General features: G+C 69.3%; 21 protein-coding genes and 1 pseudogene. 13 read left to right on the top strand and 9 right to left on the bottom strand.

Features of this window, described 5'->3' with window-relative positions; all coding sequences use genetic code 11:
• From VHB92_RS00775 to VHB92_RS00755, 6 genes and pseudogenes are all read left to right on the top strand, one after another.
• Positions 1 to 987, top strand: a 987-nt coding sequence (locus VHB92_RS00775) for a MoxR family ATPase (protein ID WP_325450382.1), incomplete at its 5' end; no start/stop codon positions are given.
• Positions 984 to 2330, top strand: coding sequence for a DUF58 domain-containing protein (locus tag VHB92_RS00770; RefSeq protein ID WP_325450381.1), 1347 nt, complete (start codon positions 984 to 986; stop codon positions 2328 to 2330). The genes VHB92_RS00775 and VHB92_RS00770, both read left to right, overlap by 4 nt.
• Positions 2327 to 4657: a transglutaminase TgpA family protein gene (locus tag VHB92_RS00765; protein ID WP_325450380.1), complete on the top strand. Its 2331-nt coding sequence runs from the start codon at positions 2327 to 2329 to the stop codon at positions 4655 to 4657. Before VHB92_RS00770 ends, VHB92_RS00765 begins: the two co-directional genes overlap by 4 nt.
• A pseudogene (locus VHB92_RS16670) lies at positions 4608 to 4733 on the top strand (zinc-ribbon domain-containing protein); the annotation flags it as partial. The gene VHB92_RS00765 and the pseudogene VHB92_RS16670, both read left to right, overlap by 50 nt.
• Positions 4734 to 5102: 369 nt before the next feature.
• Entirely contained in the window at positions 5103 to 5426 is a 324-nt protein-coding gene (locus VHB92_RS00760; protein ID WP_325450379.1) for an FHA domain-containing protein, read from the top strand.
• Positions 5427 to 5612: 186 nt separating this feature from the next.
• Positions 5613 to 8537: an FtsK/SpoIIIE domain-containing protein gene (locus tag VHB92_RS00755; RefSeq protein WP_325450378.1), complete on the top strand. Its 2925-nt coding sequence runs from the start codon at positions 5613 to 5615 to the stop codon at positions 8535 to 8537.
• Between the two features lie 125 nt (positions 8538 to 8662).
• Here the strand turns inward: VHB92_RS00755 and ald are convergent, their stop codons facing one another.
• Positions 8663 to 9778 (bottom strand): alanine dehydrogenase, encoded by a 1116-nt coding sequence (ald, locus tag VHB92_RS00750; protein WP_325450377.1) that lies wholly within the window; start codon positions 9776 to 9778, stop codon positions 8663 to 8665.
• 66 nt (positions 9779 to 9844) lie between these two features.
• Positions 9845 to 10864 carry an asparaginase gene (locus tag VHB92_RS00745; RefSeq protein WP_325450376.1) on the bottom strand — a complete coding sequence of 340 codons (1020 nt, stop codon included), beginning with the start codon at positions 10862 to 10864 and terminating at the stop codon, positions 9845 to 9847.
• A 169-nt stretch (positions 10865 to 11033) separates the two neighbouring features.
• On the opposite strand from VHB92_RS00745, the gene VHB92_RS00740 reads away from it, so the two are divergent.
• The gene (locus VHB92_RS00740) at positions 11034 to 11507 is read left to right on the top strand and encodes an OsmC family protein (protein ID WP_325450375.1); all 474 of its coding nucleotides are present in this window, start codon (positions 11034 to 11036) and stop codon (positions 11505 to 11507) included.
• 39 nt (positions 11508 to 11546) lie between these two features.
• Entirely contained in the window at positions 11547 to 11693 is a 147-nt protein-coding gene (locus tag VHB92_RS00735) for a hypothetical protein (RefSeq protein WP_325450374.1), read from the top strand.
• Positions 11694 to 11861: 168 nt separating this feature from the next.
• Here VHB92_RS00735 and VHB92_RS00730 read toward each other — a convergent pair whose 3' ends face one another.
• The 3 genes from VHB92_RS00730 to VHB92_RS00720 all read right to left on the bottom strand — a co-directional run bounded on the left by VHB92_RS00730 (position 11862) and on the right by VHB92_RS00720 (position 14679).
• Complete coding sequence (locus VHB92_RS00730; protein ID WP_325450373.1) at positions 11862 to 12557, bottom strand: lysophospholipid acyltransferase family protein; 696 nt, start codon at positions 12555 to 12557, stop codon at positions 11862 to 11864.
• 232 nt (positions 12558 to 12789) lie between these two features.
• Positions 12790 to 13707 carry a hypothetical protein gene (locus VHB92_RS00725; protein WP_325450372.1) on the bottom strand — a complete coding sequence of 306 codons (918 nt, stop codon included), beginning with the start codon at positions 13705 to 13707 and terminating at the stop codon, positions 12790 to 12792.
• A 144-nt stretch (positions 13708 to 13851) separates the two neighbouring features.
• Positions 13852 to 14679, bottom strand: coding sequence for a ClpP family protease (locus VHB92_RS00720; protein ID WP_414653038.1), 828 nt, complete (start codon positions 14677 to 14679; stop codon positions 13852 to 13854).
• 47 nt (positions 14680 to 14726) lie between these two features.
• On the opposite strand from VHB92_RS00720, the gene VHB92_RS00715 reads away from it, so the two are divergent.
• On the top strand, positions 14727 to 15074 hold the full coding sequence (locus VHB92_RS00715; protein WP_325450371.1) for a helix-turn-helix transcriptional regulator: 348 nt from the start codon (positions 14727 to 14729) through the stop codon (positions 15072 to 15074).
• 127 nt (positions 15075 to 15201) lie between these two features.
• On the opposite strand, the gene VHB92_RS00710 is transcribed toward VHB92_RS00715, so the two are convergent.
• Positions 15202 to 16554 (bottom strand): aminotransferase class III-fold pyridoxal phosphate-dependent enzyme, encoded by a 1353-nt coding sequence (locus VHB92_RS00710; RefSeq protein WP_325450370.1) that lies wholly within the window; start codon positions 16552 to 16554, stop codon positions 15202 to 15204.
• A gap of 123 nt (positions 16555 to 16677) precedes the next feature.
• On the opposite strand from VHB92_RS00710, the gene VHB92_RS00705 reads away from it, so the two are divergent.
• Positions 16678 to 17673 (top strand): FKBP-type peptidyl-prolyl cis-trans isomerase, encoded by a 996-nt coding sequence (locus VHB92_RS00705; RefSeq protein WP_325450369.1) that lies wholly within the window; start codon positions 16678 to 16680, stop codon positions 17671 to 17673.
• Positions 17674 to 17784: 111 nt separating this feature from the next.
• Entirely contained in the window at positions 17785 to 18870 is a 1086-nt protein-coding gene (gene dxr, locus VHB92_RS00700; RefSeq protein ID WP_325450368.1) for a 1-deoxy-D-xylulose-5-phosphate reductoisomerase, read from the top strand.
• 153 nt (positions 18871 to 19023) lie between these two features.
• Here the strand turns inward: dxr and VHB92_RS00695 are convergent, their stop codons facing one another.
• Positions 19024 to 19932 (bottom strand): DsbA family protein, encoded by a 909-nt coding sequence (locus tag VHB92_RS00695; RefSeq protein WP_325450367.1) that lies wholly within the window; start codon positions 19930 to 19932, stop codon positions 19024 to 19026.
• A gap of 213 nt (positions 19933 to 20145) precedes the next feature.
• Here VHB92_RS00695 and VHB92_RS00690 point away from each other — a divergent pair, with 213 nt between their 5' ends.
• Both VHB92_RS00690 and ispG read left to right on the top strand, forming a co-directional pair.
• Positions 20146 to 21534 (top strand): site-2 protease family protein, encoded by a 1389-nt coding sequence (locus VHB92_RS00690; protein WP_325450366.1) that lies wholly within the window; start codon positions 20146 to 20148, stop codon positions 21532 to 21534.
• Between the two features lie 108 nt (positions 21535 to 21642).
• Entirely contained in the window at positions 21643 to 22776 is a 1134-nt protein-coding gene (ispG, locus tag VHB92_RS00685) for a flavodoxin-dependent (E)-4-hydroxy-3-methylbut-2-enyl-diphosphate synthase (protein WP_325450389.1), read from the top strand.
• A gap of 52 nt (positions 22777 to 22828) precedes the next feature.
• Here ispG and VHB92_RS00680 read toward each other — a convergent pair whose 3' ends face one another.
• On the bottom strand, positions 22829 to 23464 hold the full coding sequence (locus VHB92_RS00680) for a pyroglutamyl-peptidase I (RefSeq protein ID WP_325450365.1): 636 nt from the start codon (positions 23462 to 23464) through the stop codon (positions 22829 to 22831).
• On the bottom strand, positions 23461 to 24921 hold the full coding sequence (locus VHB92_RS00675; protein WP_325450364.1) for an RNB domain-containing ribonuclease: 1461 nt from the start codon (positions 24919 to 24921) through the stop codon (positions 23461 to 23463). Before VHB92_RS00675 ends, VHB92_RS00680 begins: the two co-directional genes overlap by 4 nt.
• Between the last annotated feature and the right edge of the window lie 10 nt (positions 24922 to 24931).

The following is a 24931-nucleotide window of genomic DNA, read 5'->3' as shown; positions in this document are numbered from 1 at the left end:
GCGACACGCTCGCTCAACCCGCTCACCGACGACCAGGCATCCTGGTTCCAGACCACGGTGGATGCGATCGTCGCGAACGTCGAACGGGTCCTGCTGGGCAAGACTCACGTGATCCGCCTGGCCGTCACGGCGTTGCTCAGCGAAGGACATCTTCTGCTGGAGGATGTACCGGGCACGGGCAAGACCTCCCTGGCGAGAGCGCTCGCCGAGACGATCTCGGGAACGAGCAGCCGCATCCAGTTCACCCCCGACCTGCTGCCGGGCGACATCACCGGTGTCGGTGTCTACGACCAGAGAAGGGGTGACTTCGAGTTCCATCAGGGCCCCGTCTTCGCCAACGTCGTGCTGGCGGATGAGATCAACAGAGCGAGCCCGAAGACGCAGTCCGCGCTGCTGGAGGTCATGGAGGAGCGGCAGGTCAGCGTCGACGGCGTCACGCACCACCTCGCGCCGCCGTTCATGGTCATCGCCACGCAGAACCCGATCGAGCAGGCGGGCACGTACCGACTGCCCGAGGCGCAGCTCGACCGCTTCATCATGAAGGCGTCCATCGGCTACCCCGATCACGCCTCGATGGTGCGCATCCTCGAGGGCGCTGATCACGCAGCGCACGACACCGTGCTGCCGACGGTGGTGATGGGCGACATGGTGACGACGATGTCGAAGCTGGCACGCGCCGTGCACGTCGACGCGTCCATCAACGACTACGTCTCACGCCTCGTGGATGCCACGCGCAACGCCGAGGAGGTGCGTCTCGGCGTCAGCGTGCGAGGTGGTCTCGCGCTCATCCGCACCGCTAAGACGTACGCAGCCGGGATGGGCAGACCCTACGTGGTGCCCGACGACGTGAAGGCGCTCGCCGAACCGGTGCTGTCCCACCGCATCGTGCTGGACCCCGAGGCCGAATTCGACGGCGTCACCGCGCAGAGCGTCGTCGCCAACGTGGTGCTCCAGACGCCGCCACCGCTGGACGGGGCAGCGGTGTGACTTTCGACGCACCCTCAGGCAGCAGCACCGGGCTCGACAACGCGAGAACCCGGCTGGTCGGCGCGCGCGAGGGCAGGCTTGCGGATGCCATCGTCGCAGCCGTGCAGGCGTGGCGCGCCTTCTCGGCCGTGTGCGCGAGGGTGTGGCGACGGGTCAGCGAAGTCACGACGGTCACGGGCGTCTGCGTGGCGATGGTCACGGTGGCCGCCTTCATCGCCGGGTACGTCGCGGGATGGTCGGAGGCCGTGGTCTTCGCGTGGACAGGGGTGGCGCTCTTCGTCGTCGCCGTGCTGTATCTGATGGGTTCCGTGGCATACAGCGCACGCCTGCAGCTGCCGACGCCACGTGTGGTCGTCGGAACGCCGGCTCCCGTAGACGTCATCGTCTCCAACCCGACTCGCCGAGGGCTGCTGGCGGCTCGTATCGAGGTGCCGGTGGGGGAGGGGATCGCCGAGTTCGCGGTGCCCGGACTCCGACCGGACGCGGAGTTCCGCGACGTGTTCCTCGTGCCGACGCCGCATAGAGGCGTCGTGACCATCGGCCCGGTGCGTTCCGTGCGCGCGGATCCGGTCGGACTCCTGCGGCGGGAGAGCGACTGGGAGCAGACGGCCGAGCTGTTCGTGCATCCGCTCACGGTTCCGGTGCCGAGCATGAGCACCGGACTGGTGCGCGACCTCGAGGGCAACTCCACCCGGGACCTCACCACCAGCGACATGTCGTTCCACGCGTTGCGCGAGTACGCGCGCGGGGACGAGCGCAGGCACATCCACTGGCGCAGCACGGCGAAGACCGGCGATTTCATGGTGCGCCAGTACGAGCAGACGCGGCGCAGCAACCTGCTCATCGGGCTGTCCCTGGCCGAAGGCGACTTCGCCTCCGATGAGGAGTTCGAGCTCGCCGTGAGCGCTGCGGCATCCCTCGGGGTGCGAGCGGTGCGCGACGGTCGCACCGTCTCGTTCGTGGTCAGCGAGCGCACGCCCGACTTCGCGAAGACTCCGGTGTTCGACGTTCGCACGCTCGACAGCGTGACGCCGACCAGGCTGCTGGATGCGCTCTGCCGCGTCGAACGCGCGACCGGTGCGCTGCGCATCGCCGACGTCGCCAAGGTGGCAGCGGACACGACGATCGACCTCTCGGTGGCGTTCCTCGTCTGCGGATCGACCGTCACGACGGCACAGCTCCGGCACGCAGGCACGATGTTCCGTGCTGGTGTGGACGTCGTGGTCGTTCGCTGCACGGCAGGGGTGTCGCCGAGCCTGCGCAGAGTGGGCGAGCTGAGCATCCTCACCATCGGCTATCTCGACGATCTGCGCTCGAGTCTGTCCCGATCGAGGGCGGCATGACACGTCGACACGCGCTCTACCTCGTCGTCAGCACCGCGGATCTTCTCGTGCTGGTCGGCGCGTGCGTTGCCGTGTTCTGGCCCGTGTACCGCGACGCGGACTTCATCGTCATGGCCGTCGGAGCGATCGTGGCCGGCGCCGCAGTGGCCATTGCCGGAGCCATCTGGCGCTGGTCGACGCTCGTCACGGTGCTCGTCGCTCTCGGCACGTTCTTCGTGCTCGGAGTGCCGCTCGCCGTTCCGACGCAGACTCTGTGGCGCGTGGTCCCGACGCCGCAGGGCCTGTTCGACCTCATCACGGCTGTTCCGCTCGGCTGGAAGCAGCTCATCACCATCTCGGTGCCGGTGGGGTCCTATCAGGCGCTGCTGGTGCCCGCCTATCTGCTGGCCTTCGCCGCCGCGCTCGTCGCCGTGACGATCTCGTTGCGGTCTCGGATGCCCGAGCTCGCCCTCGTCCCGCCTCTTGTCGTCTTCGTGCTGGCGATCGTGCTCGGCTCCGACACGGCGGCCACCCCGCTCCCGCTGACCCTCCTTGTCGCGGCACTCAGCGTCGGCTGGCTGGTCTGGATGCGCCGCCGACGTCGCCTCTCGCGCCTGGTCTCCCTGGCGAGTGAGCACGCGGACGGCGTGCGCCGCAGCGAACGCTCGCTCGCGGCGGCGCGATCCGTCGGCATCGCCGTGCTCGCCGTCGTGCTGGCGCTCAGCGTGGCCGCCGGTGTCGCTGCAGGCATCCCTCCCGTGGCGGTCCGCACCGTGGCCCGCACGGCGACGACACCGCCGTTCGACCCACGGGACTATCCGAGTCCGCTCGCCGGCTTCCGGTCCTATCTGGAGCCGCCTCGATCCGACGAGCCGTTGTTCACTGTGCGAGGCGCGGGAGACGTGCACCGTCTGCGCATCGCGACATTGGACACATACGACGGGATCGTGTACTCGGTCGGCACCCAGCCGGGAGACTCGGGTGCCTTCGCGCGGGTACCCGACACGCTCAGCCTGCCGGCGGCATCCGACCCCTCGAAGAGGCCTCTTCAGACGGTCGACGTCACGCTTCAGGGTCTTACGGGGCCGTGGCTGCCCACGTTCGGCGACCTTCGGAGCATCTCGTTCGGCGGCAGCTCACCCGACAGCCTGCGTCAGGGCTTCTACTACAATTCGACGACGGCCACCATGGCCGACGTGTCGCAGTTGCGTGAAGGCGACTCGTACCGCATCACGGCGGATGCCACGCCCACCTGGACGCTGGCACAACTCGCCAAGGCTCGGCCGGGTGACGCCCAGCTCCCTTCGCTCTCCGTCGTCCCCAGCCGCCTGGACGACACGGTGCACCGTTACGAAGGCGACGCGGCGACCCAGGGAGCGAAGCTCGCCGCCGCGCTGCGCCAGCTGGCCGACACCGGCTACGTCAGCCATGGGATCGGCACGGAGCCGAAGAGCCTCTCGGGGCACGGGGCCGACCGCATCGACTCCCTGCTGACGCAACAGCCGATGATCGGCGACCAGGAGCAGTACGCCGTCACGGCTGCGCTGATGGCCAGGCAGATCGGGTTCCCGGCGCGCGTCGTGCTCGGCTTCACGATGCCGCAGAAGGCGAGTGGAGAGAGGGTGACGATCACGGGATCCGACGTGACGGCGTGGATCCAGGTGCAGACGGCCAAGGATGGCTGGGTCGACGTCGACCCGAACCCCCAGGTGCGGCCCATCCCGCAGAAGAAGCCCGACGAGCCCAAGCAGATCTCGCGGCCGCAGTCGGCGGTCGAGCCGCCGAAGGACGACGTGGATCGCGAACAGAGCCCGCCGCCGCAGTCGCACGTTGCGCAAGAGCACAACGACGACATGCCGCTCTGGATGAGCATCCTTCTCACCGTGCTGGGTGTGCTCGGGTGGGTCCTGTTGGTGCTCGCGCTGGTCGCGTCCCCGTTCCTGGCCGTGATCGCCGCGAAGTGGCAGCGGCATCGTTCCCGCCGGTCACCCCGGGTCCTGCCTCGCGGGCGCATCTCGGGCGCGTGGCGGGAGTTCGCCGACATCGCGGTCGACCACGGGTACGTGCCGCCGGGTGCTGCCACCCGCACCGAGGTGGCGCAGGCGGTCGGCGGCCCTCGTCCTGTGCTGCTGGCCGCCGTGGCCGACAGGTCGGCGTTCGGGCGCGCCGAGCCCACCGACGACGACGCCGAGCAGGTCTGGCGGGCCGTTGACGAGCTGCGCAGGGACCTCGACGGGCGCACCACCCGTTGGGGCAGACTGCGCGCCCGCATCTCGCTTCGGTCGCTGGGCGGCTACCGTGGAAGCGCACACGGAAAGGACGCGGTGCGAAGAAGGAGGTCGCGGTGAGGAGGTTGCGGTGAACTGTGCGTCATGCGGGGCGGCGCTGCCCGAAGGCGCGATGTTCTGCGGGAACTGCGGCCGGGCGGTGCACGCCATCACCGTTCCACGCGATCGACTCGAAGACCCGAGACCGGGCGACACGACAGTCATCCCGCCCCGGTCCGTGTGGAGAGCCATGATCGCCACGACGGATGCGTCGCCGTCGCCGGCCGAGCAGGCCCGCCTAGCGGAGCAGTCGCGGGTTGCAGAGCCTGCCGGTCCGGAGAGCGCGCCGTCAGAGGATGGCCGCACTCGGGCCGAAGGCTCGAAGGCCGGACCCTCGGAGGCCGGGCGCACTGAGAACGGACACACTGAGACTGGACAGCCGGACGCCGCACGCTCGGCAGCGCCCACGTCGGCGAGGTCCACGGGAGCGTCCGAAGCGGACATCCCGACGGGTCCGATCCTGCCCGTGCCGTATGTGCTGTCCTTCTCCACGGGTGAGCGCATCGTCGTGGTCGGTGCGGGCCTGCTCGGCCGCCGGCCGTTCGCGCAACCGAACGAGCGGTTCGACCAGCTGGTGTCGATCGCCGACCATGAGCGTTCCGTCTCGAAGACGCACCTCGAGTTCGGCGTCGAAGACGGCCAGTTGTGGGTGTGCGACCGCTACTCGGCCAACGGCACCGTGATCATCCCGCCGGCCGGCGGCCCGCACCGGTGCGAACCCGGCAGACGATACCGGGTGCCACGAGGCGGACGCGTCGAGATCGGCGACCACTGGTTCGACGTGCGCTGACGCTGCCTGGCGGATGACGGTCCTGCCGCTTCGAGCGTGGAGTGGCCGGTCGCGTTCTGGGACGCCGAGCTCCCGATCCGGATTCTCCGAGTGCCGCCCTGCGTCCCCAGACCCCTTCGTCGTGGTCACTCCACCGACTTCCGAGGAGGACCCCCGCCGGCTCGCCAGTTCGAGTGCACTGGACGCATGCCAGTCCCGGATCCCCTCGAGGCCGAGCCGCTCGCCTTGCCAAGGCAGCCGCCGCCACCACCCAAATCCGGGTTTCCCCTGCTCGCGGTCCTTGTTCCGCTCGTCGGCGCCGCCATTCTCTTCGCCGTCGTCCGCTCGCCCTACATGCTCGCGTTCGCCGCGCTCAGCCCGGTCATCGCCGTCGCAGGCGTGGTCGACGGTCGCATCTCGGCCCGCAGACGACGGCGGGCGGATGAACGCACGTTCGCGGCCGAGGCGGCCAGGTATCGCGAAGACGTCGCCGTCGCACACGAGCGCGAGCGTCGAATGCGCGATCAGCAGCATCCCGCCGCGAGCTCGCTGGTCTCCGACGCTGAGCACCGGCCACGACGATGGGCGCACGGCGACGACGACTTCGCCGCCGTCCGCATCGGAACGGGCAGGACGACGAGCGCTCTGACGGTGTCCGGGTCGGCAGCGTCAGAACGCGACCGCGAGCTGCTCGTCGCCGCCCGGACGATCGCGGATGTCCCCATCGTCGCCGACCCATCGGACGGAATCGGGCTGATCGGCCTACCTCCGGTCGCCAGGGCGGCGCTCAGGGGGCTCGTCGTGCAACTCGCTCACTCGCATCCTCCTGGTGCGATGGCGATCGTGGCGCCGCCCGATGAGGCATACGACTGGCTCGACGACTATCCGCACGGCGCGAGCCCACAGCACGAACCGCTCGTGCTCCGCATCCTCGACGACACCGGGGACGGCGCTCGAGGCGAAGCGCCGGCCGGTCAGGTCACCGCGGCCACCCCCGTCGGGCGAGGCGGGGCATCGGCTCGGTCTGCGACTCTCGCCGTCGCCGAGCGTGTCGACGAGCTGCCGGCCGGATGCCGTCTGGTGGCGGAGGTGTCGGCTGACGGCCGGCTCACGGTGCTCGCGCCGGCGCACGCGGTCGGAGAGTTGCGCACGGAGCTCGTCACCGCACAGACCGCCGCGGCTTTCGGTCGCGAGCTTGCAGCCTCGGCCAGAACACGGGGTGTCGACCTCGGCAGACCGCTGCCCTCGACCGTCCGGTTCGCTGAGCTTCCCGCGGTGGAGCCCGCAAACGGGACGGGGCTGATGGCCGTCGTGGGGAGAACGGCGTCCGGCACGCTCCAGCTCGACCTCGTGGCGTCCGGCCCGCACGCCATCGTGACGGGAACGACGGGAAGCGGCAAGAGCGAGCTGCTCATCACGTGGGTGCTGGCGATGGCGGCCATCGCGGCGCCCGATGCGGTGAACTTTCTTCTCGTCGACTTCAAGGGCGGCACTGCGTTCCGCCGTCTCGCCGCGCTGCCGCACACGGTCGGCGTGGTCACGGATCTCGCGCACGGGGAGGCCGCACGGGCATTGAAGAGTCTGCGCGCCGAGCTGCGCAGACGCGAAGCGAAGCTGGCCGACCTCGCCGCATCGGACATCGCCGAGGCGAGCGGCGCGCTTCCGCGTCTCGTCATCGTCGTGGACGAGGCCGCGGCGATGCTCGCTGCATTCCCCGAGCTGAGCGAGCTCTTCTCCGACATCGCCGCCCGAGGTCGAGCGCTCGGTGTTCACCTGATCCTGGGCACTCAGCGGGCGACCGGCGTGCTGAGCGATGCTCTTCTCGCGAACTGCGCGCTGCGCGTCTCCTTGCGGGTCGCATCGGACAGCGACAGCACGGCACTCCTGGGGACGGATGCGGCTGCGCGTCTGCCGCACGGCGTTCCAGGGCGCCTCGTGGTGGCGCGCGACGGCGACCTGCTGATCGCGCAGGCCGCGACGGTCGAGTCCGCGGACGTCGAGGCCGTCGTGCGCGCGCACTCCTCGGCTTCCCGTCAACGCGCTCCGTGGCTGCCTGCGCTGCCCGACGTCATCCCGCTCAGGGCGTTCGGCGCGCCACCCGCCGGTGCGGTAGTGATCGGCGCAGGCGACGATCCCGATCGACAAGTGCAAGAGGGTGTCGTCTACCGGCCTGCTCGTGCGCATCTTCTCGTCCTCGGGGTGCGCGGGAGCGGCAAGTCCACGGTTCTCGCGACGATCTCCTCGCAATGGACCGGGTCCGTGATCGCGGTGCCGGCCGGCATCGAGGGGGCGTGGGACGCCATGACTCGGGCGGAGTCGCTCCTGCACTCTCGCCAGGACGACGATCGCGGATGCCTGGTTCTGATCGACGACGTGGATGCGCTCCTCGACCGATTCGATGACGAGCACCGCGACGCCATGGCCGAGCGGATCCGTTCTCTCCTGGTGGACGGCCCGCGAGCCGGGATCGCCGTCGAGTGCACGGCGGCAATGCTGCCTACCGGACTTCGGAGCGTTGCGGGACGATTCGGCGAACGTCTGCTCCTTCGCCAGGCGGACAAGCAGGAGCACGTTCTCTCCGGCGCACCTGCCGACCTCTACGATCCCTCCGCTCCACCCGGCCGGGGGGTGTGGCACGAACGCGCCGTACAGGTCGCAATGACGGATGTCCCTGCACCCGAGTCCGAGCCTTCATCCGCCAGTCGACGGCCGCCCGTTCTCACGTTCCCGCCCGCCTCGCTCACGCTCGTCGTGACCCGATCGCCCGGTGCGCTCGTACGACGCCTGCGTGTGGTCTTCGCCGAGCTGGACGTCGTCGACCTCGGCGAGGTGGGCACCGGTCTAGGAAGAACGTCGCCGGAATCCCTCGTCCCGGCACCGGAGCCCGGTTCGGTCAGCGTCACGGAAGACGGGCGAGCCGTCGTCGTGGTCGGGGATGCGGATGTCTGGCAGGCCAACTGGACCCTGCTCGGCCGCCTTCGGCAGAGGTCGACTCTGGTGTTCGACGGCTGCACCCTCGCGCAGGTGCGTGCCATACTGCATGCTCGCGTGCTGCCGCCGCCTGCCCAGGCCGGCCACGTCATCGTGTGCGACTCCTCGATGGAGTTCACGAGGGCGACGTTGCCGGCATGAGGCATGCGGCAGCGGCATCGCCGCAACCGGGCAGGGTTCGCCGTTGCTCTCTGCTTTCCGGGCGTCTCGTTTCCGGGCGTCTCGTCTCCGAGCGTCTGCTCTCCGGGCGTCTGGTTTCCGGGCGATCAGCGAAGCGCGTCCTCCAGCGCCGTTGGCTGGATCCCGTTCGCCTCTGCGACGCCCTTGTTCGTCACGGACCCGCCGACCACGTTGAGTCCAAGCGCCAGGGATGCGTCGGCCTGCAGTGCGGAGCGCCAGCCGTTGTTGGCGATCGCGCGAAGGTAGGGGAGGGTCGCGTTCGTCAGGGCATGCGTGGACGTGTGCGGCACGGCGCCCGGCATGTTGGCAACGCAGTAGAAGACCGTGTCATGCACGCGGAACGTCGGTGCGTCGTGGGTGGTGGGATGGGAGTCCTCGAAGCAGCCGCCTTGATCCACCGCGATGTCCACGAGAACGCTGCCCGGTCGCATCTTGGCGACCATGTCGTTGCGCACGAGCTTCGGGGCCTTCGCCCCGGGCACGAGCACGGAGCCGATCACGAGATCGGCGTCCAGCACGGCACGCTCGACCTCGAAGGTGGTCGAGGCGATGGTTTTGATCCGCCCCGCGTAGAGCGCATCCAGCTCGCGCAGCCGGCCCACGTTCGTGTCCAGCACCGTGACGTCCGCGGCCAGGCCGACGGCCACCGATGCGGCGTTCGTGCCCGCGACGCCCCCGCCGAGCACGACGACCTTCGCCGGATACGTTCCCGGCACGCCGGGAACCAGCAGTCCGGAACCGCCCTGCGGTTTGAGCAGAGCGTTCGCACCCGCGATGGGAGCCAGCCTTCCCGCGACCTCACTCATCGGCGCGAGCAGGGGCAGCGTGCGGTCCGGACGCTGCACCGTCTCGTACGCGATCGCCGTCACGCCCGCATCCATGAGCGCGCGAGTCAGCTCGGGTGCTGCGGCCAGGTGCAGGTAGGCGAACAGCACGAGCCCGTCACGGAAGTAGCCGAACTCGCTCTCGATCGGCTCTTTCACCTTCAACAGGAGCTCCGCGGCCGCCCAGGTGCTGGCCGCATCGGGCTCGATGATCGCGCCCGCGTCGGAATAGGCGGAGTCTGCGATGGACGACCCTTCGCCGGCGCCGCGCTCGACGTGCACTTCGTGACCATTGCCGACGAGGTCGTGCACTCCGGCAGGTGTGATCGCTACCCGGTACTCGTTGTTCTTGATCTCGCGCGGAATGGAGATTCTCATCGTGTTCCTTGTCTCTTCGCTAGGGGCGTCGTCGCCCGCTCGCGGTCTCCTTCGACCGCGAAGTTCTCAGACCACAGGGCGCAGGCGTCCGACCGGTGCTCCGCCGCCCAGCACGACGGTGTCCGCCGCCTCGAGCGCGCTCTGCGCGGCGTCAGTGGTGATGGCGCCGGCTTTCGCCAGGAGCGCGACGGCCGCCGTCCTCGCCGCCCTGACATTGCCGTCGAGCACCTTCACGGCGACGGCCGTGCCGTCATCCGTCGCCATGGTCATCACGCCATCGGCGCCCGCTTTGGCATAGCAATGCAGCAGCTCCATCAGCACGGTGTCGGGTCTGCCGGAACCGGAGATGGCCCATGGATGCTCGCGCGCGCTTCTGTACACCCGAGCGGCATTCCGATACAGCGCGAAGGGCGACTGCTCCGAGGTCGTCGCCACGCGCTGCACGCCGCGGGCGAGGCCGGCCAACGTGATCGCGAACACGGGCGCGCCGCATCCATCCACGGCCGTGTGGGCAACCTTCTCGCCGGTGAGACGCTCGACGACGTCTTTCACATGCTGTTGCAAGGGGTGCCGCGCATCCGTGTAGTCGGCCGTGGTCCAGCCGTTCGCCACGCACGCGGAGAGCATGCCGGCGTGCTTGCCGGAGCACTCCATGTAGATGGGCGAGGGCCGCCCGCCGCCACCGAGCACGTCGTTCCTGGCGTCACTGTCGGCAGGCAGCGCGGGCGGACAGAGCAGCGCGCTCTCGTCGAGACCGACTTCAGTGAGCATGCGACGCACCACTGCCACATGGGCTGCGGTGCCAGCGTGGCTGGCGGAGGCGAGTGCCGTCTGCTCCCCGTCGAGACGCGCGCCGGCTCCGATCGACGCGACGGCCTGGAACGGCTTGAGCGTGGAACGCGGCAGGATGGGTGCGTCCGGCGAGCCGAGGGCGATCATCCGCTCGCCGTCAGGGGACAGCACGAGCGCGGAACCGACGTGACGGGTCTCGATGAAGCCGCTGCGCTCCGCGACCGCGAGTTCCACGGCGCCCGAGACTTCGAAGGTGCCGCCGACAAGTCGCGGGGCCCGCACCGGATCGCTCATGGTGATCCGAGTCTAACGAGGGCCGAACGACGGATGTTTGCGGCGCAGCCGACGATCCGTGCGATCCTCATGGCTTGAACGGCGGAGTGTGCGACCACGGAGGATCGCGCCGGATGGGGCAGAGTAGAGGCCTGCCCGAGAGGGACCGGCAGGGGAAGGATTCCAGCGCATGAACGTCGACCACCACTACGCCCTGACCCTGGAGTGGACGGGTAATCGCGGTACCGGGACGAGCGGCTACCGGGACTACGGCCGCGACCACATCGTGAGGGCCGAGGGCAATCCGCCCATCGAAGGCTCCAGTGATCGTGCCTTCTTCGGCGACCCCGAGCGGTGGAATCCGGAGGAGCTCCTCGTGGCGGCGCTGGCGCAATGCCACATGCTCAGCTATCTGCATGTGGCGCAGAAGAACGGAGTGGTCGTGACCGGCTACACCGATTCGGCAACGGGCACGATGGCCACAGCTGCGGATGGCGGCGGCCACTTCACCTCGGTGACCCTGCGGCCCGCTGTCACGGTCGCGGAGCAGGGACAGGTGGAGCTCGCGCAGAGTCTGCACGAAGAGGCATCCCGCCTGTGCTTCATCGCGTCGTCCGTGAACTTCCCTGTGGAGCACGAGCCCTCGACGACCGCTGCGGCGTGATGGACGACGCTGGGGCGTGATGGACGACGCTGGGGCGTGATGGACGACCGCTGCGGCGTGATGGACGACGCTGCGGCGCGATGGGCGAAGGCTGAGCGCGATGGGCGGTGGGCGATGGGCGATGGCCGCGCGGTGACGGCTGACGGCCGCGCCGTGACGGACGACTGGCGCCAGACGATGGCGTGAGCCATTCGACCGGGCGGCATCACCGAGTACAGAGGCTCAGCCTGACGGTTCAGCCGTTGAGGTTCGGAGGCGGCTCAATGCGACGATTGAGCGGCAGAGGCTCAGCTCGATGATTCAGCGGCAGAGGGTCGGCACGACGATTCAGCCGCAGAGGTTCGGCTCGAGGGTTCAGCCGTTGAGGTCGTCCGCGGGCGCCTCGTTGTAGGTGCCGGCTTCCGTCTGGCCCGTGAGACGCTGGATCTCCGCCATGATGGCGTCGGTAGCCTCGCGCCGGGTTCTGCCGCTGGAGGCCGGACCGAATGAGGAGACGTCGATCGGCTTGCCGAAGGCCACTGTCACCTTCGCGAACGCGGGCACCTTCGACCCGACCGGCTGCAGCTTCTCCGTGCCGATCAGGCCCACCGGAACCACGGGAGCACCGGTCGTCAGGGCGAGCCATGCCACTCCCGTGCGACCCCGGTAGAGGCGGCCGTCCCGCGATCGCGTCCCCTCCGGGTACAGCGCGAACGCGTTGCCGCTCTCGAGGATGCCCTTGCTGATCTCGAGGGCGTCCTGCGAGTCCCTGCCCGCGCCGCGGCGAACGCCGACGGCGCCGATGGCGGTGAAGAAGGTGCGCTTCACCCAGCCTGCGAACCCGGTGCCCTCGAAGTAGTGCGACTTCGCCAGGAACTGGATGCGACGCGGCGCGACGACCGGGATCACCACGCTGTCGATGAACGAGAGGTGGTTGCTCGCGAGGATGACAGCACCCGCCATCGGCACGTTCTCACGACCGATGACGCGCGGCCGATAGAGCAGCTTCGCCAGCGGCGCGATCACGAACCGGCCGAAGGCGTAGACGGCGCCCGCACGGGGGCGACGCACTCGTCGGGCTGTACGAGCAACTGCGGCCGACTCGGGCGGGCGCTGTGCATGTGCGTCCTGACGCTGTTCGTGCGCATGCCGAGCCGGCACCGAAGACATGGCCGTAGCCTTCGTCGTGGCCGCTTTCGGCATGATCCTGGACTCCGGCCGCGACAGTGTGGTCATGGCTCGACACTACGAAGCCGCGTATGCCGCCGCGGGCATGACTATGGGCAAGACCAGGTGTGCGCCATCACAGGCCCGTGACCGGGTCGGGGAAGCACCGCCTGCCGTCGACCAGGTTCAGGCAGGCGTCGTACTGCGGAGGGACGAGCTCGGCGAGCGGCGAGCCGAACCAGTCCTTGTACAGCCGCCAGAAGTTCAAGTTGCCGAAGGTGGAGCATCCCGTGGCAGTGTCGGGATGCTTCAGCGTCTCGGGCGAGGGCTGGTACGGCGTGTAGTTGTAGAGGTTCGCCGTGGCCTGGTTGCGGATGTCGACCGTGCTGGACCCGCACGTCGTGTCGGGATGGAACTGGATCGGCACGCTCCCCACGTGATAGCGCCAGGACCTGCCACCGACGGTGTACTCCCTGAACTGCCATGCGGCGTTGTAGACCTGGTTGAAGAATCCGAAGTACCTGGCGTCGCACGCCGCCGTGTCGGGGCAGGCGTATCCGGTGGCGCGCTGATAGCCGGACGCGCTGGGATGCGTGAGCAGAGACTGCTCCTTCTGCAGAAGCACCAGCAGCACCTTCGGGCTGATGCGGCAGGCATGCGCCACCTTCACGATGATGGTGCTCGCCCGCTCGCCGGCTCGCCCGTGATATGCGGCGCAGTGGGCGTACTGCGTCGGCTCGTCAGGGGTGTCCTGTCGGTAGTCGGCGAGGCACGGCGATCCATCGGCCGAGACGCACGATCGGGTCTGGAGGAAGTGCTGCACCTGCGAACGCGTCATGCTGTCCGGGTTGTAGAACGCAGCGTCGCTGATGATCAGGCCCGGCCGGAAGTGCGCATCCGACGGTGGCCGGGACGACGCGCGCGGCACCACCAGCATGAGCACCACGAGAGCGATCACGGCCAGCGCGGCGGCGGCGACGATCGCGATGTCTCCGGCATCCGCCGCGAGCAGCCGCCCGCGCGCCCGCTCGGAATCGCGGTCAGCTGCGGGCATGCCTCGACCCTATGTGCCCGAACCTCGGCATGCGCTGGGGCTTACCGCGGGGATCGCTCTCCGATGCGCATCAGCATGGCGGTGCGGGTGCGGCGTTGCCGCGCCGCGACGGCGTTGCGGCGACGCGCATCCGTCTGCGGGCCGCTACGAGGCGCTGAGAGCGGTCCGGCCCATGCCCGCAAGAAGGTCCTGCGAGGAGATCACCCGGTCGGCGAACCCGTAGCGCACCGCCTCGTCCGCCGTGTACCAGGCATCGCGATCGCCGTCGCGCAGGATCTCCTCGATGTCGTGGCCCGTCTGCTCGGCGGTGAGCCGCGCCATCTCGTTCTTGAACTTCACGATCTGCTCGGCCTGCCTGCTGATGTCTGCGGCTGTCCCGCCGAACCCGCCGTGCGGCTGATGCATGACCACGCGGGTGTTCGGCAGCACGAAGCGCTTGCCCGGCGTGCCTGAGCTCAGCAGGAACTGCGCCATCGAAGCGGCGAACCCGAGCCCGACCGTCACCACATCAGGCGCCACGTAGCGCATCACGTCGTAGATGGCGAAGCCGGCCGTCACCGATCCGCCCGGCGAATTGATGTACAGCTGGATGTCGCGCTTCGGGTCGGCTGCGGCGAGAAGCAGCAGCTTGCCGCAGATCTCGTTGGCGATCGCATCGTCCACCTCGACGCCCAGGAAGACTATGCGGTCCTCCAGCAATCGGTCGAAGACCTGCGAAGACGCGGAAGGGGTAACTGTCTCTGTCATGCACTCACTCCGTTGTCGTCCGGCACTTTCCGCGCGACGGGCCGTGGCCTCTGCGGGGCGTTCGTTCGAACGCGGGCCGGTGTTGGTCCATGCTGCTGCGAGCGGATTCCGTCGCGAGGCCGTTTCTGCCCAGCGCGACTTCGCGCAGAGCAGAACCGCGAATCGCCGGCCGGAACGGCCTCTGCGCGTAGCCTCGAAGCAGTGGCGCGACCGTCGCCGCGTCACACCGTTCCGAGACCGCGCATCGAACGCGAACAAGGGAGGAGAGGCGGATGCTTCTCAGGTACGCCGTGGGGTCGGCGATCCGCCGGTTGAGGCTCGCCAGGGGCTTGACGCTGCGCGAGGTGTCGCAGTCCTCGGCGATCTCGCTGCCTTACCTCTCCGAGATCGAACGCGGTCGCAAGGAGCCCTCGAGCGAGATCATCCAGACGGTGTGCTCCGTGCTGGGCATCACGTTGCGCGAGCTGATGCGTGAGACGGACGCCGAGCTCATCGTGGCGGAACGAGGCCAGGGGCGACCTGTCGCTCCCGTGCTCGACCTGACGGCACGACGGCGGACGCCGTCCCGAGCGACCGGCTCCCTGCCGAACACGGGAACCCCGCAGCTTCTCGCCGCCTGACCGCCGGACATCGCTCTGGCGCACGCATCGGAGCCGACAGGATCTCGGCGCCCGCATCGCATCCTCGCTCAGGCCGACTGCGCCGTCGGCGCCACCTCGATCGCGGCGTCCGGCGTGGCGTACTCGATCAGGCCGACTGTGCGGCCAGCGCCACCTCGATGACGCTCGCGGCGTCGTCGATGAGCTCCTCGCTGATCACGACCGACGGCATGATGCGCAGCACGCTGTCCCAGCTGCCGGCATCCAGCACGATCACGCCGTTGCTCGTGGCGTGCCTCAGGATGCCGGTGAGCGCCTCCGGGTTCGGCCGGCGCGTTCCCGGCACGACCAGCTCGACACCCCACATGGCGCCCTTGCCGCGCACGTCCCCGACGACGCCGAAACGCTCGGCCCAGTCGCCGATGCGTGCCTGCATGGCCCGCTCGACCCTCTGCGCCTCCGCGATGAGGTTCTCGCTCTCGATCACGTCGAACGTGGCGAGGGCGGCAGCGGTGGAGACCGGGTTGCCGCCGAACGTGCCGCCGATCCCGCCCGGCTGCACGGCATCCATGATCTCCGCGCGGCCCGTCACCGCGGCGAGCGGGAAGCCGCCCGCGATGCCCTTGGCGCTCGTCACAAGATCGGGCACGACGCCGAAGTGCTCGATCGAGTACCAGGCGCCCGTGCGCGCCATGCCTGCCTGGATCTCGTCGGCCACGAAGACGATGCCGTTCTCCCGGCAGAACTCGGCGATGCGGTTGAGGTAGCCATCGGCCGGGATGACGATGCCGCCGTCGCCCTGGATCGGCTCGACGAAGAACGCCGCGATCTCGGTGGCGCCGATGTGCGTCTGGATGTAGTCGATGGTGCGCGCGGCGGCCTCCTCGCCGCTGAGCCCGTCCTTGAACGGGTAGCTGCCAGGCACGCTGTACAGCTCGCCGGGGAACGGGCCCATTCCCGCCCGCTCCGGCCACGGCCGGTACGTCATGGCCATGGTGAGGTTGGTGCGTCCGTGGAACGCGTGCTCGAGCGACACGATCGCCCGGCGACCCGTGTGCTTCCTCGCGATCTTCACCGCATTCTCGACGGCCTCGGCACCGGAGTTCACGAGGATGGAGTGCTTCTCGAACTCGCCGGGCGTCACCTGGGCAAGCTTCTCGGCCACGCGCACGTAGTTCTCGTACGGCGTCACGGTGAAGAGCGTGTGAGTCAGGCGGCTGGCCTGCTCGAACGCAGCGGCAGCCACGGCGGGATGCGCGTGCCCGATCGTCGTGACCCCGATGCCGCATCCGAGATCGATCAGCCGGTTGCCGTCGACATCGACGAGGATCGCGCCCGATGCGTGGTCCATGTAGATGTTCGCGAGCGTTCCCGCCCCGCGTGAGACGGATGCCTCGCGACGCTGCTGCAGCTCCACGGAGCGAGGCCCCGGAAGCGGGGTCACGACGGAACGGCTCTGTGGGACGGAGAAGTCCCGGGTCACTGACGAATCGCGAGGCATCCCCCCATCGTACGGTGGCCGCGACGAGCGGAAGCCCGCTCTCGACGACGTGGGCTCACAGCGCGGGCAGAGGAGCGTGGTGCACACTGAAGGCCCCACTGTTCGTGTTCAGAAAGCTGTGCCGTGCGCCTGAAACTCCCCGCAGTCCTTGCCGTGTCCGCCGCCGCTCTGCTCCTCGCGGGCTGCGCCAGCTCGGGAGGAACGGGCAGCACCGCCTCGCCATCGACCTCCGGCAGCGCCGCCTCGAAGGCGTGCACCGCGCCCAAGGCCGGAAGCGTGTCGAGCGCGGTGAAGGTCACGGGGGACAAGGGCGCCGAGCCGGCCGTGACGTTCGACAAGCCGTTGAAGGCGACGGGCACGCAGCGCAGCTACATCACCAAGGGCGACGGGTCGGAGGCGAAGAACGGGTCGACGGTCGACGTCGCACTCGTCGCGTACAACGGCACCAGCGGCGCCAAGCTCACGAGCAACGGCTTCGGGGGAACGGCGACCATTCCGGTCACGGTGGGGGACTCCACGATGATCCCCGGGCTGACGCAGGCCGTGGAGTGCGCCTCTGTGGGCTCGCGGCTGGTGACCACGTCGACGGCCAAGGAGGCGTGGGGCGGAGCCGACCCGTCGAGCGTGGGCAGCCTCAAGAGCACCGACACCGTCGTGTTCGTCGTCGACATCCTCGACCAGGTTCCGAACAAGGCGGACGGCGCCGCACAGCCCCCGCAGCAGGGTTTCCCGACGGTCAAGCTCGCGTCGGACGGCAAGCCGAGCGTCACCATCCCGAAGAGCCTGAAGCCGCCGACGGAGACCAAGGTCGAGGTGCTGAAGAAGGGCACGGGGGCCACCGTCGCCGACGGCGACGAGGTGACGCTGCAGTATCAGGGCGTCAACTGGCGAACGGGCAAGGTCTTCGACCAGAGCTGGGGCCGCGGGCTCTCCACCCTGCAGACGTCGCAGGTCGTTCCCGGATTCAGCAAGGCACTGGTGGGGCAGATGGTCGGATCCCAGGTCGTCGCGGTCATCCCGCCCGCCGACGGCTACGGCAGCGCCGGGCAGTCCCAGGCCGGCATCAAGGGCACGGACACGCTCGTGTTCGTCATCGACATCCTCAAGACCCAGCACTGACCCGCGCTTCTTCTGTCTCCTGGCGCTCGAATCTGCGGACTGTGACGCGCGCCGTGATGCGGCCGGGCACAGGCCCGTGCCGCGCATCATCGCCGCGGATACGATGAGCGGATGCGCAGGGTACTGATTCTCGGATCCACCGGCTCGATCGGCACCCAGGCGCTCGACGTGATCAGGCGCAACCCGGAACGGTTCGAGGTTGTGGGACTCTCGGCCGGGAGCAACAGGGATGCGCTCGCCGAGCAGGCCGAGGAGTTCGGCGTCGAGCACACGGCGCTCGGCTCAGCCGATGCCGAGCGGCTCGTGCGCGATGTCGAGGCGGACGTCGTGCTCAACGGCATCACCGGATCGGTCGGGCTCGGCCCCACGCTCGCCGTGCTGGCGACGGGCGCGACGCTCGCTCTGGCGAACAAGGAATCCCTCATCGTCGGGGGAGCGCTGGTGACCGAGCGGGCGAGACCGGGGCAGATCGTGCCGGTCGACTCCGAGCACTCCGCGATAGCGCAGGCGCTGCGCGCCGGGACGGACCGTGAGGTGCGCAGGCTGGTGGTCACGGCATCCGGCGGCCCGTTCAGAGGCCGCACCCGCGCCCAGCTGGCCGACGTCACGCCCCAGCAGGCGCTGGCCCACCCGACCTGGAACATGGGCCAGGTGGTCACGACCAACTCCGCGACGCTGGTCAACAAGGGGCTCGAGGTGATCGAGGCCCACCTGCTCTTCGACGTGCCGTACGACCGCATCGACGTGGTGGTGCATCCGCAGTCGATCGTGCACTCCATGGTCGAGTTCGTCGACGGCTCGACCATCGCCCAGGCGTCGCCGCCCGACATGCGCCTGCCCATCTCGCTCGGGCTGGACTGGCCGCATCGGGTCGCCGGCGTCGGCGTTCCGCTGGACTTCAGCGCCGCGCAGCAGTGGACCTTCGAACCCGTCGACGAGGATGCCTTCCCCGCCCTGGCCCTCGCGAAGCGCGTCGGTCGGGCAGGCGGCACGTACCCGGCCGTCTTCAACGCCGCGAACGAGCAGGCGGTCGCCGCGTTCCACGCCGGACGGCTCGGGTTCCTCGGCATCGTCGACACGGTGCGCCGCGTGGTTGACGAGCACGAGCCGCCTGCCGAGCTCGACCTCGCGGCCTTGTCGGAGGCGGAGCGCTGGGCGCGTGAGCGCGCGGACGACGTGATCGCGTCCGCCGGCTGAGACGGTCGTTCCGCAGCCCGCAGCCCGCAGCCCGCAGCCCGCAGCCCGCAGCCGCGGCCGGCAGCCCGCAGCCGCAGCCCCAGGTCGCGGCGCACGCTCCCGCCGCTCTGCCGCTTCACGATCGCTCGCGTCACGGCATCCTGGCCGGACGCCCTACTGGGTCGCGGTGGGCGTCGGCGTCGGAGTGGGCGTCGAGGTGGACGAACCGACGGTCGACTGCACGAACGAGGAGAACGCGGACGCGTCGGTGAGCGAACCCTTGTACTGCTGGCCGTTCACGATGACGGTCGGCGTGCCGCCGAACGTCGTGACGTCGGAGTTCGGCAGTTTCTGGGTCGTCGCCCGCTTGGTCGCCGCGTTCAGCCAGTTCGAGTACCTGGTGTTGTTCACGCACTTCGTGATGCTGCTCGAGCTGACGCCCGCGCTCTTCAGGATCGACAAGATCTGCGAGTTCGGCAGCCCGCCCGTGCCCTCCTGGGGCTGCTTCGCGTACAGCGCCGAGTTCACGGCGAGGAACTTGTCGGGGTCGTAGTTGGCCACGCACGAGACGGCGTTCGCGGCCCGAAGAGCGTAGCCGCCGTTCGCGGGCGACGTGAGGTAGTTGAGCGGGTGGACCTCCAGCTGCGCGAGCCCGGAGTCGAGCCACTGGGTGATCTGCGTCATGTTGGTCTGCTCGAACTGCTGGCAGTACGGGCACTGCAGGTCTTCGTAGAGCGTGATGTACGCCTTGCTCGACGTGTCAGACTGCGTCGTCGGCGTCGGCTTCTCGCCGGCGGCCAGGGCTGGGGTGCGCACGGCCTTGGTCGAGGAGGTCAGCACGATCCCGTCGCTGATCATGTTCTTCGGACCGGCGGAGGTCTGTCCCTGCGGAATCGAGTTGACGATCACGAGCGCCACCACGGCCAGCACGGCGACGATGACGACGGCGACGGATCCCTGGATCCACCACTTGCGGCGCCTGGCCTTCTTCGCGGCCTCCTCGCGCATCAGTCGCGCGTGCTCGCGTGCAGCCTCCCTGCGGTCCTTCTTGCTCGGACCGTTCGCACCGCGGCCAGTAGCCATCTGTCGTCCTCTTCGTATAAGGGGGATGGAGAAAGAGCGTGGGTCGCCGGCAACGGTCGATCCGGTCGCAGGCGTCAGCAACTCACCCTAACGTGGCCTGTCTATGCGTTTCGTGAGGGGACGCCGTCAACCCTCGCCGAGGCCGGCCTGCGTTCGCCGAGAGCCTGGCTCACGTCAGGGCGCAGCACAGGATCGGCTGGCTACGATTTCTCCATGTCCTCTGTGCTGCCCTTCGTCGTCGGCGTGCTGATCTTCGTGGTCGGTCTCGCCGTCTCGATCGCGCTGCACGAACTCGGCCACCTGACGGCCGCGAAGGCGTTCGGCGTCAAGGTCACGCAGTACATGATCGGCTTCGGCAAGACGCTGTTCTCGTTCCGCAGGGGCGAGACCGAGTACGGCGTCAAGATGCTGCCGCTCGGCGGGTACATCGCCATGATCGGGATGTTCCCGCCCAAGCATCCCGGCGAGGCGCCCCGGGATGCGTCGACCGGCTTCTACAACTCGCTCGTGATGACGGATGGCGCGATCGGCGCACCGGCCGAGGAGCGGGCGCAGCAGCGGCGGAGCGTGCTCAGCAGCATGGCGGAGGAGGCGAGGCAGGCCAGCGCCGACACCATCCCCGACGGCGAGGAGCACAGGGCGTTCTACCTGTTGCATCCGCTCAAGCGCATCGTGATCATGCTCGCCGGTCCGTTCATGAACCTCGTGATCGCGTTCGTGCTCATCCTGATCATGTTGTGCGGCATCGGCGTCCAGACGGCGACCACGACGGTGCAGAGCGTGTCGGAGTGCCTGAAGCCCGCGTCCTCGTCGTCCGCCACGTGCGGGTCGTCCGATCCCGCCTCGCCCGCCGCGGCGGCCGGTCTCAAGGCGGGCGATCGCATCCTCGAATACGGCGGCACGCCGATCACGAGCTGGAACCAGTTGTCGACGAAGATCCAGCAGTCGGCGGGGCAGACGGTGCCGGTGGTCGTCGAACGATCGGGCGAGCGCGTCACGCTCACCGTGACGCCGCAGAAGACGCATTCGGAGGTGACGGATCCGAAGACGGGCAAGACATCCACAAAAGTCGTCGGGATGATCGGCATCTCTCCGACGACGGCGTTGCAGCGTCAGTCGCCCGCGACGGCGCTCGCGACGACGGGACAGCAGCTCGGCCAGGTCGCAGGCGTCGTGGTGAACCTTCCCGAGCGCATGGTAGGCGTGTGGAACGCGGCGTTCGGATCCAGCGAGCGTTCGGTATCCAGCCCGGTCGGCATCATCGGCGTCGGCCGCATGGCGGGCGAGATCGCCGACAGCTCGTCGTACGCCTTCGTCTCCAAGATCCAGCTGATGCTCAGCCTGCTCGCGTCGCTGAACCTCGCGCTCTTCGTGTTCAACATGATCCCGCTGCTCCCGCTCGATGGCGGCCACATCGCCGGCGCCATCTGGGAGTGGCTGAAGCGCGGCTGGTTCAAGGCCACGAGGCGCGAGCCGGGCCCGAAGCCGGTCGACATGGCGAGGCTCATGCCCCTGACCTATGCGGTGATCATCGTGCTCGGCGCGATGAGCCTGCTTCTCGCGTACGCCGACATCGTCAAGCCCATCACGCTGCCCGGCTGATCGCCGAATCGCGCAGGCGGATGAAGGCGGGTCCTGTCTCGTGGAGCGCCCACGCCGCGATCAGGCGGCCGTCGTAGGCTGATGGGCGTGCCAGCAGTGAATCTCGGTATGCCGAAGGTCCCGGAAGTGCTCCACCCGCGCCGCAAGTCGCGGCAGATCCGGGTGGGCAAGGTGCTCGTCGGCGGGGATGCCCCGATCAGCGTGCAGTCGATGACCACGACGCCGACGACCAACATCAACGCGACGCTGCAGCAGATCGCCGAGCTGACGGCATCCGGATGCGACATCGTGCGCGTCGCGGTTCCCAGCCGCGACGACGCCGAGGCCCTGCCCATCATCGCGAAGAAGTCGCAGATCCCGGTGATCGCCGACATCCACTTCCAGCCCAACTACGTGTACGCGGCCATCGACGCCGGATGTGCCGCTGTGCGGGTGAACCCGGGCAACATCCGCAAGTTCGACGACCAGGTGGGAGAGATCGCGAGGCGGGCCAAGGAGGCCGGTGTCTCGCTTCGCATCGGCGTGAATGCGGGTTCGCTGGAGCCCAGCATTCTGCAGAAGTACGGAAAGCCCACGCCTGAGGCGCTCGTCGAGTCGGCGGTGTGGGAGGCCAGCCTGTTCGAGGAGCACGACTTCCACGACTTCAAGATCTCGGTCAAGCACAACGACCCGATCGTCATGGTGAAGGCCTACCGGCTGCTCGCCGAGCGCGGGGACTGGCCGCTGCACCTTGGCGTCACCGAGGCGGGCCCCGCCTTTCAGGGCACCATCAAGTCGGCGACGGCGTTCGGCATCCTCTTGTCCGAGGGCATCGGAGACACGATCCGCGTCTCGCTCTCCGCTCCGCCGGTGGAGGAGGTCAAGGTGGGTCTGCAGATCCTGCAGTCGCTCAACCTGCGCGAGCGCAAGCTCGAGATCGTCTCCTGCCCGTCGTGCGGTCGCGCCCAGGTGGACGTGTACTCGCTGGCCGACAACGTCACCGAGGGCCTGCAGGGCATGAGCGTGCCGCTGCGCGTCGCGGTGATGGGATGCGTCGTGAACGGTCCGGGCGAGGCCCGCGAGGCCGACCTCGGCGTGGCATCCGGCAACGGAAAGGGCCAGATCTTCGTCAAGGGCGAGGTGATCAAGACGGTGCCCGAGTCCGAGATCGTCGAGACGCTGATCGCGGAAGCGAACCGGATCGCGGACGAGATGGGCGCCGCCGCTCCGGTGGGCGAGCCGTCGGTCACTGTCGGGCACTGACCCGTCGCACCGACGGCGCGATACGTCACCGATCGATCGGGACACACCGCGCTCAGTGCAGCGCGCCGCCGGCAGCATGCACGTCGTCGGCGGTCTCCAGCGTCGTGCGGATCGCCGTCTCGATGGCGAGCGCCGACTGCCCGAGAGCAAGCTCAGGTTCGCCGTGGGGCGCCTGCCGCTCTGCCCAGGGAAGATGGATGAAGCCCGCGCGGGCGCCTGAGCCCTCCGCCCATGCGGCGGCGTGCACGAGCACGTGGTTGCACACATACGACCCGGCCGTCAGCGACGCCTCCACGGGGACACCCGCCGCCGCGACATCCCGCACGATCGCCTTCACCGGCAGCGAGGAGAAGACGGCGGCAGGCCCACCAGGCAACGACGGCTCGTCGACGGGCTGCTCGCCGTCGTTGTCCGGGATGCGCGCGTCGAGGAGGTTCACGCCGACGCGCTCGATCGAGACGCGGGACCGGCCTCCTGCCAGCCCGGTCGCCACGACGACGTCCGGTCGGTGCTTCTCGAGCAACTCAGCCAGTCGCAGGGCGGAGCCCCTGAATGTCACGGGGAGCACGTCCGTGACCAGCCGCTCCGGCCGGCTCCATCGGGAGGCGATGAGCCGCACGGCCTCGCCCGAGGGGTTGACGGCATCCGAGCCGAACGGCTCGAAGCCCGTCAACAGGATGGTCGTCATGACGCCGCCTCCTCCTGCCTGAAGGTGTTGCTGTCTGCAGCCGTGAACTCGACGGTTCCCTTCGCGATGTCAGCCTGCAGGAGCCGCACCGTGAGCGTCATGCCGGCGCGCACCGAGTCGGCGACGCGGCACGACGACGTCACGACGGGCTCCGTCAGCTGGATGCGCGCCCGTCCGTCGTGCACCTCGAGCACCCACGCCGTGAACGTGTCGCCGATGCGATCCTTCAACAGCGCGGCCTCGACCCTGTCGATGGACCCGGAGGAGAGTCGCGATGCGCGGTCCGTCGACGCCTGCATCAGGCGCGGAACCGCCGGCAGGCTCTCCCGCACCCAGCCCGGGACCTCGGTGCCGGAGGAGATCGACTCGCACACGACGAGGCCCCAGCGATCGACCAGCCGGCGCAACGGCGCGGTCACGTGAGCGTAGGGCGCTGCGACCGCCGCTTGCATCGCGTCGGCCGGACGTCGTCCGTCGAAGGCCGCATAGCCGGCGCCGCGGAAGAGCGATGCCGCGGCCTGCAGCACGGCGAGCGTCTGAGGGTCGTCGCGGTCGAGGCGGCGCAGGTACTCCCCGTAAGGGACATCGGTGCCCCACGGCATCCCCAGAGCCGCCGTTCTCGCGCGGAACGCTGCGACGGCGACGTCGTCCGCCGCCGGCATGGTGCGCAGGATGCCGACGCCGGCCTCGAGCATCATCTCCGCGGCCGCCAGCCCGGTAAGGAGGGACAGCTGCGCGTTCCAGTCCTCGAGCGGAAGCGGCCGCCGCCTCCTGATGTCGTATGCACCTGAGGCATCCCGCACGATCTCCTCATCAGGCAGGTTGAGGCTCGCGCCGCCGCGCAGGCGCTCCTGCTCGAGACGAGCCCTGCCCACCTCGGGAAGCAGCGCCGCTGGGGAGTCGGCGTCGCCCGCGTCGAGCGCTCGCTCAGTCGTGACGTAGTCGAGCTGTGCCCTCGAACGGATCCAGGCGCGCTCGACGCGGCTGGATGTCGCCGCTCCCGCATCGTCGAGGTCGAAGCTCCAGACATGCGCCGGCCTGTCCCTGCCGGGCAGGAGGGACGCCTTGTCCTCGCCGACCGCCGGTGGGTGCAGTGGCACCGTGCCGTCGGGCGCATACAAGGTCTGTCCGCGTTTGCGCGCCTCGGCATCAACGGCGCCGCCGGGAGCGACGAAGCCGGGGACGTCGGCGATGGCATAGCGCACGCGCCACCCCGATCCCGAGCGCTCCAGGTGGAACGCCTGGTCGAGGTCCAGAGCGCCGGCCGGGTCGAGCGTGACGAACGGCACGTCGCGCAGGTCGAGCCGCGGAGGGGTGGCCCCTACGGCATCCGCCTCGGCCAGCGCGTCGGCGGGGAACGTCTCGGGGATCGCGAGCTCCGTGCGGAGCACGGCCAGCGACTCGGCCAGCTCGCTCTGCGCCGTCGAGGCGGTCAGGCGAGCGCGACGGAGGGGCACGAGGTCAACC

This window comes from Humibacter sp. (genome assembly GCF_035547335.1).
GTDB lineage: Bacteria > Actinomycetota > Actinomycetes > Actinomycetales > Microbacteriaceae > Humibacter.
Note: the sequence above shows the minus strand (reverse complement) of the source record. Positions and strands in the feature narration are given on the sequence as shown.